This is a genomic window from Thiemannella venezuelensis, from assembly GCF_014203605.1.
In the GTDB taxonomy this organism is placed as follows: Bacteria; Actinomycetota; Actinomycetes; order Streptosporangiales; family Streptosporangiaceae; genus Planomonospora_A; species Planomonospora_A venezuelensis.
In genome coordinates this window covers 142,601-158,218 of the sequence record NZ_JACHJJ010000007.1, presented here as the reverse complement: position 1 = coordinate 158,218, position 15,618 = coordinate 142,601, and the positions used below count along the sequence as shown (strand labels likewise).

At 74.5% G+C, this 15,618-nt stretch carries 11 protein-coding genes; 4 read left to right on the top strand and 7 right to left on the bottom strand.

Features of this window, described 5'->3' with window-relative positions; genetic code table 11:
• Positions 1 to 13: 13 nt before the first annotated feature.
• On the top strand, positions 14 to 982 hold the full coding sequence (locus FHS22_RS13170; protein WP_184941488.1) for a hypothetical protein: 969 nt from the start codon (positions 14 to 16) through the stop codon (positions 980 to 982).
• A 182-nt stretch (positions 983 to 1,164) separates the two neighbouring features.
• Entirely contained in the window at positions 1,165 to 3,675 is a 2,511-nt protein-coding gene (locus tag FHS22_RS13165) for an Hsp70 family protein (RefSeq protein WP_184941486.1), read from the top strand.
• Between the two features lie 51 nt (positions 3,676 to 3,726).
• Here the strand turns inward: FHS22_RS13165 and FHS22_RS13160 are convergent, their stop codons facing one another.
• From FHS22_RS13160 to FHS22_RS13145, 4 genes are all read right to left on the bottom strand, one after another.
• Positions 3,727 to 5,232, bottom strand: coding sequence for an FAD-binding oxidoreductase (locus FHS22_RS13160; protein WP_184941485.1), 1,506 nt, complete (start codon positions 5,230 to 5,232; stop codon positions 3,727 to 3,729).
• A gap of 268 nt (positions 5,233 to 5,500) precedes the next feature.
• The gene (locus tag FHS22_RS13155) at positions 5,501 to 7,417 is read right to left on the bottom strand and encodes a dynamin family protein (protein ID WP_184941483.1); all 1,917 of its coding nucleotides are present in this window, start codon (positions 7,415 to 7,417) and stop codon (positions 5,501 to 5,503) included.
• 78 nt (positions 7,418 to 7,495) lie between these two features.
• A complete protein-coding gene (locus FHS22_RS13150) occupies positions 7,496 to 9,334 on the bottom strand; it encodes a dynamin family protein (protein WP_184941481.1) in 1,839 nt (612 codons plus the stop codon).
• On the bottom strand, positions 9,331 to 9,759 hold the full coding sequence (locus tag FHS22_RS13145) for an ICP22 family protein (RefSeq protein WP_184941480.1): 429 nt from the start codon (positions 9,757 to 9,759) through the stop codon (positions 9,331 to 9,333). The genes FHS22_RS13150 and FHS22_RS13145 overlap by 4 nt, the downstream gene beginning before the upstream one ends.
• A gap of 92 nt (positions 9,760 to 9,851) precedes the next feature.
• On the opposite strand from FHS22_RS13145, the gene FHS22_RS13140 reads away from it, so the two are divergent.
• Complete coding sequence (locus FHS22_RS13140; RefSeq protein ID WP_260407904.1) at positions 9,852 to 10,385, top strand: RNA polymerase sigma factor; 534 nt, start codon at positions 9,852 to 9,854, stop codon at positions 10,383 to 10,385.
• Between the two features lie 5 nt (positions 10,386 to 10,390).
• Here the strand turns inward: FHS22_RS13140 and FHS22_RS13135 are convergent, their stop codons facing one another.
• The 3 genes from FHS22_RS13135 to FHS22_RS13125 all read right to left on the bottom strand — a co-directional run bounded on the left by FHS22_RS13135 (position 10,391) and on the right by FHS22_RS13125 (position 12,570).
• Positions 10,391 to 11,512: a nucleotide exchange factor GrpE gene (locus FHS22_RS13135; protein WP_184941476.1), complete on the bottom strand. Its 1,122-nt coding sequence runs from the start codon at positions 11,510 to 11,512 to the stop codon at positions 10,391 to 10,393.
• Positions 11,513 to 11,638: 126 nt separating this feature from the next.
• Positions 11,639 to 11,893 carry a hypothetical protein gene (locus tag FHS22_RS13130; protein WP_184941474.1) on the bottom strand — a complete coding sequence of 85 codons (255 nt, stop codon included), beginning with the start codon at positions 11,891 to 11,893 and terminating at the stop codon, positions 11,639 to 11,641.
• Between the two features lie 194 nt (positions 11,894 to 12,087).
• Complete coding sequence (locus FHS22_RS13125) at positions 12,088 to 12,570, bottom strand: DUF1579 family protein (protein WP_184941472.1); 483 nt, start codon at positions 12,568 to 12,570, stop codon at positions 12,088 to 12,090.
• Positions 12,571 to 12,748: 178 nt separating this feature from the next.
• Between FHS22_RS13125 and FHS22_RS13120 the strand changes: the two genes are divergently transcribed.
• Positions 12,749 to 15,499, top strand: a complete 2,751-nt coding sequence (locus tag FHS22_RS13120; protein WP_184941471.1) for an ATP-binding protein — start codon at positions 12,749 to 12,751, stop codon at positions 15,497 to 15,499.
• The last annotated feature ends 119 nt before the right edge of the window (positions 15,500 to 15,618 follow it).

Genomic DNA, 15,618 nt, shown 5'->3' with positions numbered 1-15,618 from the left:
AGGGGATGTGCGCGTGAGGCTGTTCCGGCGGCATCGCGACCGGCGGGCCGAGACATCGTCTGGGACGCCGGCCAGAACACCGTCGCGCCCGATCGAAGACGTCGACCTCGACTCGCTGCTCGGCCTGGTCGCCGACTCCCTCGGCTACACCTGCTCCTTCGCCTCCGACGGCGGCACGCTCGTGCTGTCGGGCCCGCGCGAGGTGACCGTACGGCTGGCCGGGCTGCGCGCCGAGGCCGCCCGCCGCTCCCGCGAGGACTGGCCGATGCTCGTCTCCGAGCACCTGTCGCACACCCTGGCCACCGTGGACGAGCCGCTGGACGCCTGCGACCTGGCGCAGGTCCGCCCGCTGCTGCGCACCCGCATCCAGCGCGACGACGACCTGGTCTCGGGCGGAGCCCCCGGCCGGGTGGTCGGCCGCCACCTCACCGCCGACCTGGTCGAGGTGCTCACGGTCGGGTACGGCCCCGCCGGACGCCCGGTCCGCCCCGAGGAGGCCGGCTGCTGGCCGGTCACCGCGGCCCAGGCGCTGGACCTGGCACTGGACAACGCCTGGCAGGACGAACTGCTCTCGGTGACCGCCGGCGACCTCGACGGCGTGGCGGTCCTGAGGCTGACCGGTCCCACCTCGTGCGCCGCCGCCCACCTGCGCCGTCTTGGCGACTACCTGCCCGTTCCCGCCGACGGCGTGCTGGTCGTGCTGCCCGATCCGGCGACCCTGGTCGTCCACCCGGTCGAGGGCATCGACGTCGTGCGGGCGATCGAGCGGATGCGCCTGCTGGCCCAGCGCGAGTTCGAGCGCGGAGCCGACCCGCTCAGTCCCCAGGTCTACTGGTGGCACCGGGGCCGCCTCGCCCTGATCAGGGCCGACCTGGTCAGCCAGGAGGGGCAGACCCGGCTGGTCGTGGCCCCGCCTCCGGAGTTCGCCCGCGTGCTCGCCGCCCTGGCCGTCCGTCCCGGTGGCGGGGCGCCGGGGAGCTGACGGCGCCGCGAAGTCAGGAGAAATCGCGAGTTCTCCGCAGATCGTAGGAAGATGGTCTTCTGCTCCGGATCCATGCCGATGGTCCTTTCGCATACCCTGGATCGTTCCCGGGTGCCCGCCCGCGACGGGGGTGCGTCCGGCGGATGCGGAGTGATCGGGTTCGCGTCGACGAGGAGTGAGAAATGGCGCAGTGGTGCCTCGGTGTCGACCTCGGGACGAGTTTCTCGGCCGGGGTGATAGCGGCCGAGGGGCGCTTCGACATCCTTGAGGTGGAGGGGGAGCGGCGCATCCCCTCCGCCGTCATGCTGGACGAGCGCGGGACGCTGGTGGCCGGCCGGGTGGCCCAGCGGGGGATCGGCATCAGCCCAGAGCGCGTCGAGCGCAACCCCAAACGCTACGTCGGCCGCGGCCGCATGCTGCTCGGCGGGGTCCCGGTGGACGTCACCGACGCCATGGCGGCGCTGCTGGAGCTGTTCGTGAGCGAGGGCCGGCGGCGCTTCGACGGGGCCGCGCCCGACTGCATCGCGCTGACCCACCCGGTGGCCTGGAGCGAGGAGCGCAAGGCGGTGCTGGTGGCGGCCGCCAAGAAGGTCGTGCGCGGCGTGCGGATCGTGCTCATCGACGAGCCGGTGGCCTCGGCACGCTACTTCGCCTCCTCCGGGCGGGTGGCCCCCGGCTCGCACCTGGCCGTCTACGACCTCGGCGGCGGCACGTTCGACGCCGCCGTGCTCACCGTGGACGGCAGCGACTTCAAGGTCGTCGGAGAGCCGGGCGGGCACGACGAGATCGGCGGCGAGAGCTTCGACGAGCAGGTCTTCGCCTTCCTCGGGACGCAGATCGAGCGGCACGACGCCGAGTGGTGGCAGCAGGTGACCACCAGCGCCGAACGCCGGTACCTCAGCTACGCCGCCGACCTGTTCAAGATGGCGCGGGAGGCCAAGGAGGCCCTGTCGAAGTTCGACACCTCCTCCCACTACGTGGTCGGCATCAACGAGGACGTGCACATCAACAGGGCCGACCTGGAGGGGCTCATCGGGGAGGAGATCGTCAAGACGGTCGACATCCTGGACGAGACCATCCGCGGCGCCGGCATCCGGGGCGACGAGCTGGGCGCGGTGTTCATGACCGGCGGCGCCAGCCGGATGCCGCTGGTCCAGCAGGTCGTGCGCGACCGCCACGGGGACCTGGTCCGCACCTACGACGACCCGAAGATCGTGGTCGCCTACGGCGCCGCCCAGCTCGCCTGGAAGCTCAAGGTCGAGCGGCCCGACACCACCGGCCCGCGGTCCACGGACGGGTCCGCCCTGTCCGTGGCCGGGCGGACCGGCCACGGGCAGACAGGGGGCCACCAGGCCTTCGCGGGCTCCACCGGAGGCCACCCGGCGTTCACCGGCCCCAGCGGCGGCCAGACCGGCGGTCACCGGCTCCCCGGCGGTGCGGCTCCCGCCCCGGACGGCCCCACCGCCAAGGGGATCGAGAAGGTGCTCGACGGCGTGCTCGAGGTGCGCGCCGAGGCCGGCCGGGTCTACGTCCACCAGGCGTTCGAGAACGGCCACTTCCTGCGCAGGCTCGACGGGCTCGGCGGCCGCCACGACCGCGAGTTCGCCTTCGGGCGCCTGGTGGAGTGGGCCGCCTCCAGCGAGGGCGTCGTCACGGTGGAGCAGGTCGGACCGGCGCAGACGCTGGCCCGCACGCTCACGCCGGAGCTGGCCGTACGCTCCACGCACCCGCTGCAGATGTGGGGCAACCCCACCGTGCTGGCCCACGGCCCCACGGCGTGGGTCTTCTACCAGCCCGGTCAGGTGCTGGCGGTCGACGGCGCGGTGGGCCTGCCCTGGGGGGAGACGGGCCACCTGGCGATGATCGAGCTCGACCTGGGCGGAGGGTTCTTCTTCCAGGAGCCCAAGCCCCGCGACCTCGGCGCCTACGCCCAGTGGTTCGTGAACGAGGACAACCGGACCCGGCGGCTGCTGGACCAGGAGGGGCCGGGCGGCACGGAGCCGTCGCCCTCGGTGGGCGCACCGGGCTGCACCGTGGTGCTCGGCCAGTTCAGCAGCACCAAGCCGGTGTTCGCCAACCAGCACCAGAACTTCCGGCCGTGGCAGGTGCTGTGCCTGATCGACCCGGGCGGCGTCGTCCGCCCGACGGTGCGCGACGGCGGGCAGAGCTGGCTGCACCAGGTCGTCCTGCACAAGGGCAGGTGGTTCACGGCCAGCTCGGCGGGGCTGGAGGCCGACACCGTGGACGGCCGGACCGTGCCGGTCCTGCCGCGCCCGCGGACCGGCGCGCTGCGCTGGTTCCCGGCCGGCAACCAGATCTACGCGGTCGGCACCGACCAGGTGAGCCCGGCCAGGGGCTGGTCGGTCGGGGTCTTCGACGAGCGCTCCCACTCGGTGGCCTTCCTGATGGGAAAGCAGTCGGCGACCCTCTCGGGCCACCTCACCTCCCGGTACCGCTGGGAGCGCCCCCGCATGGTCGCCGACGGCGACTCCATGTGGATGACGATGCGCGACGCCGGCCGGAGCAGGCTCCTGCACGTCACCCCCGCCGGGGCGCGGGAGGTGCACCGCACCTCGGGGACGTTCGAACCGGTGGCCCGGGTCGCCACCGGCCTGCTCTGCCTGCACAACCCCGGCGATACGGCGGGGACCGCCCGGGACCAGCCCGCCACCCTGGTCCACCTGCCGCTCTAGACACGCGAGAGCCCGGCACCCGAGGGGGTGCCGGGCCTGCGGACGGCGCGGTCAGCGGGTCGGCGAGCCGATGCTCTGGCCGTAGCGGAAGACGCCCTCGGGGTCGTACCGGTGTTTGATCCGCACCAGGCGCCGGTAGTTGTCGCCGTAGTAGGCGCGCGCCCAGTCCGGCAGGGTGGGGTCGGGGAAGTTGACGTAGGCCGACGAGGTGTCCAGGTCGGCGCGGAGCCTGCGGTACACGGCGCGGGCCTGGCGGCGCAGGCGCCGTACCGTCTCCTGCGGAGTGGCCGGGGCCCACTCGGCGCCGATGTCGATCACGAAGGTGGCGCCGCGGTGGGCGAAGGCGGTCTCCCCGGGGCCGACGTCACCGACCCGGCCGCCCATGGCGAACAGGGTGACGTACCCGCCGGTGCCCGGGCCCCCGGGTTGCCAGCCGGTGACGGCCTCGGCGATGGCCTGCACCGTCCGGGCGGGCAGCCAGCGGTCGGGCATCAGGGAGTGGGAGGTCATGGCGGTCCGTTCGGGCCGCATCATCAGGTAGCTCTGCGCGGACCAGAACTGGCGCTGCTCGATGAAGCGCCGGGACGGGCCGAGGGCCAGCAGCGGCGCCAGCAGGCGGCGCGCGGCCTCCTCCGCGCCCAGGTACTGGCCCAGCAGCGTGATCGAGGCCGGGCCGGTGCCGGAGCGGGAGAAGCCGACGCGGCAGTCGAAGCGGCCGGCCCGGTCCTGCTGCAGGATCTCCTGCACCGCGTCCATCGCCGCCACGGCGTGGCGGGGGTCGACGGTCAGGTCGAAGACGGTGGCGGTCTGGTCGGCCACCGGGACCGCGTCGAAGACGAAGGAGGTGTTGATGCCGAAGTTTCCGCCGGCGCCGCCGCGGCAGGCCCACCACAGGTCGGCGTTCTCCCGCTCGCCGGCACGCACCAGGGACCCGTCGGCCAGCACGACCTCGGTCTCCACCATCCGGTCGCAGGTCAGGCCCCATCTGCGGTCGTTGAAGCCCAGGCCGCCGCCCAGCGTCAGCCCGGCCACGCCCACGCCGGGGCAGCGGCCGCCGGGGAAGTACAGGTCGCCGGCCCGGGCGCGGTGGACGTCGGAGTTGGTCGCCCCGCCCCCCACCAGCAGGCGGCGGCCGCGGGCCTGGACCCCGTCGATGCGGCGCAGGCTGATCAGCAGGCCGGTCGTGGTGGAGTATCCGGCGTAGTTGTGGCCGCCGGAGCGCGCCGCCAGCGGCATGTCGTGGGCGGTGGCCCAGCGCAGGGCCGCCTGCACGTCGGCGGTGCCGGCACAGGCGACGATGCCGGCCGGAAGCACGTCGGCGTACCGCAGGTTCCACGGCGCGGCCAGGCGGTCGTAGGCGTTGGCCCGGGGGCGGTACAGATCCGCTCCGGGGCCGAGGGCGCGGCCCAGCGCACGCCAGGCGGCCTCGTCGACCGGCGGTGGCACGGGTGACGGCCGAAGGGGCGGCGCGGCGGAGGCCCGGCCGGGGATCAGCGTCGTGGCGAGGCCGGCGGTGGCGGCGGCTCCCCAGCGTAGAAGGTCGCGTCTGCGGTACATCGTTCTCCTTGCACGTGGTCGTGTCCTGTCCATGCGTCCGTGTCCGGCCGGCGCCGAGGCGGCCGGGGGACGGCGGAGGAGAAGGACGGGAACACGGCGGCGGGCAGGGTGCGGCGCGCTCGGTGCTGGGCGGACATGGTGTAGCCGTATCAGGAGCCCAGCCCGTACGGATACCGTATGTTACGGAGTCATTACTCAGAGTAAGCAAGGTGTGGCCGGACCGGCCGCCTCCCCCGGGGCCGCCGGAGGAGGCGGGGCCGCCGGGCGGTCAGGGCCGTGAGGCGCCGCCGCCCAGGGCGGCCACCGCGGTCGCGAGCTCCTTGCGCAGCTCGTGGCCGCGCTTGGTGAGGGTCCCGATGGCGGTGATCCGGTCCTGGCCGGACTGGCGCGCCTTGCGGCGCTCCTCGGCCGAGCGCGCGGAGGCGGCCTTCAGCTCGGCGCGCCTGCCCTCCAGCTCCCTGCGCCGCCGCATGAGGCTCTCGTCCGCGACCTGCTCGACGTTGACCCGCCAGGTTGCGACCATCCGCTCCAGGTCGAGGGTCATCTCCCGGGAGACGATCGAGAACTGGTCCCGCAGCGCGCTCCTGAGCGCCGCCTGGTTGCGCTGCACCTTCTCCATCGATCGGCGTCCCATGAAGATGGCCGCGCCGATCGCCGGGGCGACCAGGATGAAGCCCACCGGGCCGAGCAGGGTCGCGGCGAAACCGCCCAGGGAGAGCCCGATCGATGCCGACGGCAGCACGTCGCGGACCATGTCCACGCTCTCCGGGGCGCCCGCGGCCATGTCGCCCCGGACCTGGACCTGCGAGAGGTTGGGCAGCATCCGCCGGTCGGCCTCCAGGTCCACCGGGTCCAGGCCGAGGTCGCGGGCGAAGGCGTCCAGCGTGGTCCGGGAGAGCACCTCCACGTCGTAGACGATCTGCGACCAGATGGCCTCCAGCGAGCGCTGCACGCTCAGCGGCAGCTCCGCCATGTACCGGTCGATCTGCTCCTGCTTCTTCAGCGTGGAGATCGTGTTCTCGTACGGCTGGCGGACCTCGGCCACCCGCGCCGCCACGATGCCCGCCACCTCGCGGCCGAGGAAGGTGTTGGCCACCGCGCCCGCCCGGCGCTTGGCGGCCAGCTCGGTGAGCTGCTCCAGCCCGGCGTCCACCTCGGCCAGCCGGGCGGTGACGTCGCCCTCGTCGTCGGAGCCCGCGGCGACGTCGTCCTTGGCCCCGGTGGCCAGCGAGCCCAGCACCGAGAGCGCGGCGGCGACCACGGTGGCCCCCCGCGCGGAGTCGCGGCCCTCGGCGAAGGCGCGCAGGTGCCGCTCCAGCACGTCCATGCCGCTGCGCGCGCGCAGCGCGTCGGCGCGTTCGGTGCGCCCCTCCCGGCGCTTGACCTCGGCGGCCTCGGCGAGCTTGGAGCTCACCGGGATCCACGGCGCCGACAGCAGCGGGTTCAGCGTCGCCGCCCGGGCCGGGTTCTCCGCGACCGCCTCGGTGACGAAGGTCCGCAACCGGGCCTGGTTCTCCTCCATCAGGCTCCGCCAGTTGGCCGAGTCCTCCACCTTGGTGAGCACGAACACGATCGCCTGCACCCGCTCGGCGGCCTCGGCCAGGAACTCCAGCTCGTGCCGGAGCACGGGCTGGTCCTGCGCGCTGAGCGTGAACAGCAGGGCGTCGGCCCGCTGGAGCATGGCGACGGTCACCTGGCGGTGGCCGACGGTGAGGCTGTCCACCCCGGGCGTGTCGAGCAGCCGCAGGCCGTCGAGGAGGGGGCTGTCGAGGGTGATGTCCACGCTGACCACGTCGCGGCGCTTGCCGGCGTCGCCGCGCATCGAGGCGTAGTCGGGGATCGACTCGACGGTGATCGGGGTCTGGACCGGCCCGTTCTCGGTGCTGCGGTGCACGACGGCGGCCAGCTTGGGGCCGCGGCGCAGCGACAGGAAGCAGTTGGTGGCCACGTCGGCGTCGACCGGGACCAGGTCGGGGTGGCCGACCAGGGTGTTGAGCAGGCGGCTCTTGCCCCGCTTCTGCGCCCCGGCGACCACGATGTCGGTGCACTCGTCCTTCCAGCGGGCCGCGCAGGAGGCCAGCACCTCCGCCAGGTCCGCCCGGCCGCACCGGCTCGCCAGCGAGTGGACCTCGTTGGCGTAGCGCAGCAGCCGGGCCACCGGGCCGTTCTGGTCGGGGGTCGTCATGTGTCTCTCCTATGGGGAACGGGAGCCGGTCCCGGTGTCCGCGGACACCGGGACCGGCGGTGGCTGGTGGTCACCGGGTCAGGACGCGCCGTCCTGGTGGTAGCGGGCCCAGATGGCCTCGTAGGCGTCGCAGAGGGTCTCCGCCGCCCGCCGCTGCCGCAGCGAGATCGGCCGGTGGGTCAGGACGCGGAACCGCGCGCCCAGCGCGGCGGCGTAGCCGGCGACCTCGGCGCGCGGGGCGCCGGGCGGGGCGCCGAGCTGGGTCGCCAGCTCGGTCCCGGCGAGCAGGAGTTCCAGCGCCCGCTTGTCGTCGGCGGGGACCAGCGGGGCCGCGCGCAGGACCTCGATCGCCGCGGAGTCGACCCGGACCGGCGGGAGCGGGTCGCCCGCCGCAGCGGCGGCCGGACCGGAGTCTTCCTCCAGCGCCGCGATGACGACGTCCTCCAGCACGGTCAGCACGTCCCTGGCCCGGTGTCCGGCGGTACGGCCCTCGTTCATCATGGCGAGCGTGCGCCAGCGCGTCGTGGCGGCGGTGGCCGCGGCGGCGACGTCCTGCCGGGAGGCCCCCGCGGCCAGGCCGAACTGCTCGGCGGGGTCGTCGTGGCGGGCCAGACGGAGCAGCTCGGCGGTCATCTCCTCGCTCAGCACCAGTGTGCCCCGGCCGAGCGCCTCGGCCGCGGTGAAGATGCGCAGGCCGCCCAGGGCGGTCGCGATCGGCCGGTTCTCGTCGAGCTGGGCCGCCAGCGCGTCCAGGGTGGCGCGGTCGGAGCCGAGCGCGGGCGTGCGGGCGATCCGGCGGAGCCGGGTCACCGCGTCGAGCGCCTTGAGCTGGTCGGCGCGGCGGGCGAAGTGGGTCAGGCCCGCGGCGACCGACCCGGTCGCCGCGCGTCCCGCAGAGGCGTACCCCGAGCGCTGCAGCAGCAGGGCGGTGAGCGAGGCGGCGTCGGCCGCCTCGCCCCGGCGCAGCGCGTCCACCGCGACGCGGATGCCGTAGCGGTGCAGCCGCTCCACCAGGCGGTGCCGTACCCCGGCCGGGACGGGCAGGTCGGGCGCCGTGCGGAAGTCCTCCATGTCGAGGAGGTAGTCCTCCAGGTCGTCCTCGTCGAGTTCGGCCAGGCGGGACAGGGCGGCGATCTCCTCGCCGTCCAGCGGGCGGGCGCGGGCGGTCTCGGCCAGCAGGCCGATCACGGGGACCACGTCGAAGACGGAGGTGCGCAGGTCCCGGTAGCCGCCGGCGGCCAGCCGCCGGGCGGTCGGCCAGGGGTCCTCCTCGTCGCCGCGCCGGTCGATCTGGCCGAGCACGGCGAGGGTGTTGACACAGCTCATGCCGGAGGCGTCGGTGAGGCGGCGGAAGTCGGCGAGGGTCGTGTCGTCGAACTTCTGGACGTAGCGCAGCACGTAGATCATCGCCTGCGCACGGTCGTCCTCGTCGCCGGAGCCGAAGAGCATGCTCCTGGCCGCCCGCTCGTTGACGGCCGTCACCGTGTTCATGCCTGGGGTGTCGATGATGGTGACCGTGCGCAGCGACGGCAGGTTCAGCGTGACGCGCAGCCGCCGGATCCGCGCCACGTCCACGCCGAGGTCGGCGGGGAGCCGGTGGCCGGGCAGCAGCCGGGAGTGGGCCGCCGTGCCGTCGGTGAGCTCGATCGTGATGCGGCCGTCGTCCTGGCCGTACTCGTACTGGGTCACCACGAAGGTGCACTCGCCCGCGTCCACCGGGGCGACGGGCAGCCCGAGCAGGGCGTTGACCAGGGTCGACTTCCCGCTGCTCACCGCGCCCGCCACCGCGACCCGCAGCGGCGCGTCGAGGTCGGCGCGCACCCGCGCCACCCGCTCGCGCAGCTCCGCCCCGGCGAGCCTGGCCGCGGTGCCGTCGCACAGGCGGCGCAGCAGGTCCGCGGGTCCGGCGGTCGTCACACGCCACCTCCGAAGATCGGGTCGTCCCAGCCGCCGTGGTCGTCGTCCGGGGTGTAGGGGTCCTCGCCGTGGTCGCCGTCCTGGTCGCCGCTGTGGTCGCCGTAGTCCTCGTGACCGGCGTCCTCGTGACCGGCGTCCTGGGCGTCCCCCCGGTCCTCCCCGCCGAAGGACCCGTCCTCGCCGAACGGGCCGGGCTCGCCGGCGGGGTCCTGCGCGTCCGGGGCGGAGTCGCCGGAGAGGACGTCCTCGTCGGGCAGGAGGGACAGGTCGGCCTCGTCCGCGGAGAACGTCTGCGCGAACATGTCGCCGGTCTCCTCCTCGGTCGGTCCGGGGACCGCGTCGAAGAGGAGCCTGCGCAGTTCGTCCAGGTCGTCCGAACCGTCGAAAGCCGCTCCGAACTCTGTATTGTTACGGTCCAATATCATGGCTAGATACCTCATACCGGGCAAACGTGCGGCGTGATGTCATTGGCTGATTTCCACCTCGGGAGGACGGGTGACCGATGACGAGTGGGTCGTTGAGCAGCGCGGTTGACGACGAGAGCCTTCTCCTCGTCGCGGCGCGGGCGGGCGACGAGGCGGCCTTCGCCGCGCTGTGGTCCACGGCGCAGCGTCAGGCCTTCGGCGTCTGCTACCACCTGACCGAGAACCGCGCCGACGCGCTCGACGCGCTGCAGGACACCCAGCTCGCCGCCTGGAAGGGCCTGGCCACCTTCGAGGGCAAGGCCCCCTTCCGGGCCTGGGTCCTCGCCATCGCGCGCAATGCCGCACGCGCGGTGGTACGGCGCCGCGCCCCCATGGGGACGATCTTCGACGAGGTGGGCGAGGAATCGGTGGTCACCGAGCCCTTCGAGGACACCGTCGCCGAGCTGACCGACCTGCGCCGGGCGCTGGCCACGGTGCCCGACTCCCACCGCGAGGCGCTGCTGCTGTGGGCCGGCGGGCTCACCTACGAGCAGGTGGGCGCGACCCTCCAGGTCCCGCTCAACACGGTGAAGGTCTGGATCCACCGGGCCAGGCAGCGTCTCCAGGCCGAGCTCGGGGCGGCCTGACCTCCTCATCGCCCGGCCCCGTCCGAGTCGGGGACGGCGGCCGGCTCGTGGCGGTAGACCGCCACCTGCGGCACCCGGACCACGCGGTCGCCGTCGGCGTACCCGTGCTTGACGGTCTCCGCGACGATGTCGTGCAGTTCCGGCCGGTCGGTCGGCTCGGTGCCGAACGCCTCGTGCAGGCGCGGGTCGAAGCGCTGCCCGTCCGCGACGATCTCCCGGACCCCGGCCCGGTTCAGCCCGGCCAGCAGCCTGTCGGCCAGCCGGGGGTGGCGCTCGGCGATCTGGTCCCGGCAGCCGATGCACGCCTCCACCAGGGCCTCCCTGCTCGGACGGCCACCGGCGAACAGGCGCTCCACCTGCTGGGTGAGCGCCTGGCTGATCCCGCTCCCGGCGACCTCCTCCAGGACGTCCTTCAGCGGGTCCGAGGCGGCGGGAGCGGGATCTCCGTCCGGTACGGCGGGCTGTGCGGATGGCATGGGGTCTCCAGAGGGTGCGGGCGATCCCGGAGGCGCGGACGCTCCGGACGACCTGGCGGGCGGTCCGGACGGTGCGGCAGGGCTGGGCGGTGCGGTGGGCGGCATGGCGGACTGCGCGGTGGGCGGCGCAGCCGGGGCGGGCGCCCCCGCGGGCGGGACGGGCATCGGCGCGCCGGCCTGCGGGGCTGCGGGACCCGCCGGCTCCGGAGGAACGGGCCCTGCCTGCCAGGCGGCGGGAGAGGAGGCGCCGGCGTTCCGCCGCCACAGGAGCACTCCGGCGGCGATCGCGGCGACGGCCGCCGCCCCCAGCGCGAGCAGCAGCGGCAGCAGCGGCAGGCCGAACGGGCCCGGCTCCTCCGGGGCGCCGGACTCGCCGGCCGGCTTCTCCCCGCCGCGCCCGGCCTCCCCGGAGGGCTGCGCGGCACCGGCTCCGCCGGGGGTCTGCGCCACGCCGTCCTCGCCTCTGGGCAGCAGGCGCCCGACACCGCCCCCGCTCGTCTCGGCGGGGGCGGGCGCGGGCTGCGTGACCGCGGTGACCGCGTCCCCGCCGGCACCCGCCGCGTTCCCGCCGGATCCCGCCACCGAGCCGCAGCCGGCCAGTGCCAGGCCGCCCAGGAGCAGCAGCGGAAGGAGCGCGCGTCGGTCTCTCATCAGTTCCTCCAGTGTGGAGACCCAGGCTCTCGGGCCTGGGCTCTTGACCGGTCGCCTTCCTCGTCGGCGGCCCGGGTGCCCCGGGTTCCCCCGGCGGGACCGCACGGGCTCGTACCGGACGATCGGTCAGGCGGTCGTGAACGGGCCCTGGTGCTCGGTGTGGTCGGAGACGCCGTCGCCGTCGAGGTCCACGCGGACCTCGTCGACGTAGCCGTCGCCGTCGTGGTCGAGGTAGACGACGTCGGTCACGCCGTCGCCGTCGACGTCGTAGCGCTCCTCGTCGGCGACGCGGTCGCCGTCGGTGTCGATCAGCTGGGCGTCGACGCCGCCGTCGCCGTCGTAGTCGACGTACTCGGTGGTGGTGATATCGAAGTCGCTCATCGGGTTCTTCCGTTCCGCTCGGTGGTTCATCAGATGAGAGGAGCGGCGGCGGCGGATTGTTACAGCGGGTTTCAAGATTTTTTCGAACTTCTTCCGGCGCCGGGGCATCAAAGCCCCGGACCCCGGCTGGGGCGGTTCTCCCGCAGGCCACGGCCGCCCGGGTACCGTGCGGCCGTGGCCCGGAGCGCGGGCGGCTACCGCGCCCGGGTGAGGGTGTACTTCATGATCCGCATCCACTGGTCGTCTCCGGCCGGCACGTCGGAGTCGACGGTGACGGTGCCGTCGGCGCCGGGCGTGCGGGTGATGCGGGCCGGGCCGGTCACCACCAGGGCCCCGTCCTCGAAGCCGCCGTGGTACTTGCTGCCCTCGTGGTCGTAGGGGCCCAGGCTGTTGAAGAAGTGCGTGCGGTACCGGCCGCCCTCCGGGTCGTAGTCGAAGAACTCGTACCCGGCGTCGACGACCTCGACGCCGTCGACCGCGAAGCTGCTCTCCCAGCGGTGGACGAGGAAGAAGCCGCCCTCCATCCACTCGAAGGTCTCCCAGCCGGTGATCTCGGTGGCCGGGCCTATCGGGCCCTCCACCGTGGAGCCCTTCAGCTCCCAGGAGCCGACCAGGAAGTCCAGGCGCTTGAGCGCGGGGTCGGGGGCCGGCATCTGGAACTCTGCGTTCTCGGACATCGTGCGATCCTTTCGTCGGGGGCCGGGGCCTTCTGCCGGTCCCGGCCCGTCTGCCTGCAGACTGCTGCGGTTGCGGGGGTACGGGCATCCGTGACGACCACGTGTCCACCACGGGGAGACCACGTGCCGATCCCGAGAAACCACCGAAAAATGATCAAAATTCGGTCATCATGATCCGGTGGATCAGACGCATCCCGTCGAGGTCTCGGCCCGGGAGGCCGAGGTGCTGGCCCTGCTGGGCCTGCGGTTGTCGAACGCGCAGATCGGCGGCAGGCTGCACGTCTCGGTGCGCACCGTCGAGGGACACGTCTCCTCGCTGCTGCGCAAGTACGGCGTGGCGGACCGCAGGGCGCTCGCGGAGCTGGCCGCGACAGCGGGCGGCGGCACACCGCCCCCCGTCGGCCAGGTGACCGGTCTGCCGCGGACACGCACCAGCTTCGTCGGACGTGCCGGGGAGCAGAAGACCGTGCTCGCCGTGCTCGGCGAGACCCGGCTGGTGACCCTGCTGGGCCCCGGCGGGGTCGGCAAGACCCGCCTGGCCGCGGTGGCCGCCGAGACGGCCGCCCCGTCGTTCCCGTTCGGGGTGGTCTTCGTCGACCTGATCCCGGTCCGCGGCGAGGCCGTCACACAGGCCGTGGCCGCGGCGCTGGGCGTGACCGAGCGGGCGCAGCAGCCGCTGGCCGAGGCCGTCGTGGAGCGGCTCGGCCGCGGCCGGTCGCTGCTCGTCCTGGACAACTGCGAGCACCTGATCGACGCGGTGGCCGAGCTCGCCGAGCGGGTGCTGTCGGACTGCCCCGAGACCACGATCCTGGCCACCAGCCGCGAGCGGCTCGGCCTGCCCGGCGAACGCACCGTCCCGGTCGCGCCGCTCCCGCTGGACTCCGACGCCGAGCGGCTCTTCCGGGAGCGCGCCCTCGCGGCCGATCCCGGCTTCACCGCCGAGCCTGCCGCCGTCGCGGACCTCTGCGCCCGGCTGGACGGGCTGCCGCTGGCGATCGAGCTGGCCGCGGCCCGCTGCGCGTCGCTGGGCGCGGCCGGGCTGCTCACCGGGCTGGGGGACTACGTGCGGCTGCTGGCCGGTGGCCGCGGGCCCGCCGTACGGCACCGCTCGCTGGGCGCGGTGATCGGCTGGAGCCACGACCTGCTGGCGGAGGAGGAACGGGTGCTGTTCCGCCGGCTGGCCGTGCTCGCCGGTGCTTTCGGCCTGGAGGCGGTGGCGGCGGTGGCCGCCGACGGCGACCGGGCCGTGGCCGCCGACCTCCTGGGCCGGCTCGTGGACAAGAGCCTGGTGGCCCGGGGACGGGCGGGCGGGTGGCGGCTGCTGGAGACCGTCCGCGCCTTCGCCGCCGGGTGTCTGGACGACAGCGGCGAGCGGCAGGAGATCCGGCGCAGGCACCTGGAGTGGGCCGTGGACGCCGCGAGCGTGCTGGAGGCCCGGCTGGGCGGCGACGGAGGGCGGGACGGGTGGCGCGACGACTTCGACGCCGTCGCCGGCGACCTGCGGGCGGCGCTGGCCGCCGCCCCGCCCGGCCCGGACCCCGCCGTGCACCGGCTGGCCCGGACGATGGGCGGGCTGGCCTTCGCGCGCCGGTTCCTCGCCGAAGCGTTCGACCACTACCGGCAGGCCGCGGAACGGGCGCCCGGGCCGGGTGAGGCCGCCCGCGACTTGTACAGCGCAGCCGGCTGCGCGTGCTTCGTCCACGGCGCCGGCCAGCGGGTCTTCGACCTGCTGCTTGCCTCGGCAGAGCGGGCGCGCGCGGCCGGCGATGGCGACGCGGAGGCGATCGCGCTCGCCTCCGCCGTCGTCATGGTCGCCGGGAGCCCGGCCGGGTTCGCCGCCGAGGTGCCCCATGAGCGGCTGCGCAGCCTGTTCGAGCAGGCGGTCGCCGCGGGAGATCCGCGCGAGCCCCGGGTGGCGGCTCACCTGGCCCTGGCGGACGCGTGGATCGCCGACCCGCGGTTGTTCGAGGTGGACATCGTCCGGGCCGAGACCGCCGTCGCGGCGGCCCGCGCCACCGGCGATCCCGTTCTCGTCCTGGCCGCCCTGGACGGGGTCGGCGCCTGGGCCCTGGCACCGGGACGACGGAGAAAGGGAAGCGAGTTCACTTCCGAACGGCTGTCCCTGTTGGCCGGGATGTCCCGTGACGACCCCCGCGCCGCTCCGGAGATCTTCGACACCTACCGGATGGCCGCCGCGGCCGCCCTGGCGACCGGTGATCTTCGCACCGCGGTGTCCGTCAGCCGGTGGGCGTGGGACGACGACCTCATCGGCGCCTCCCACATCGGGGCGGTCCGCCTGGTCACGTCCCTGGCGCTCACCGGGGACTTCGACGAGGTGCTGCGCCTGGCGCCGCCGCTGTGGGACGGCTGGAAGCGGGCCGGGAGCCCCGTGGCAGGCATACTCGCCCCGCCCCTGGCAGCCGTCGCCCTCGTGCACGGCCTGCGCGGTGACGAGCGCGGATGCCGGATGTGGCGTGCCCGGGCGGGCGCGGTCATGGGTGGCGTGGTGCGCGACCACGCGACGTTCACGACCTTCGTCGACGTCCGCCTGGCCGTCCACACCCGCAGGTTCGACGATGCCGCCGCCCTCATGGAGGTGGCCTTCACCGAGAACCAGACCTGGTCACCGCCGTACGCGTGCGCCGCCGCGGCCGAGCTCGCCGTCGTCGCAGGGTTCCCCGACGCCGAACGGCACCTGGCCGCCGTGATCCCCGCGGCCGAGGAGAACGACTGGGCCGCCGCGTGCCTGGCCCGTGCCCGCGGCCGGCTGCACGGCGACGCCGCCGCGCTGGAGGAGTCCGTCGATGGGTGGGAGCGCATCGGCGCCCGTTTCGAACGCGCCTGCACCCTCGCGCTGCTGCCCGGCCGCGAGGCCGAGGGCCGTGCCGAGCTCGCCGCTCTGGGCATCCCGCCGGGGACGCGGCCGTGACCTGCGGCGCCCTGCTGTTACCTGCGGTGCCGTGCCGTGACCGGGGCGGCGGACCCGGCGGCCCGCCCCCTGTCCGGACGCCCCCTGTCCGGACGCCCCCTGTCCGGACGCCCCCTGTC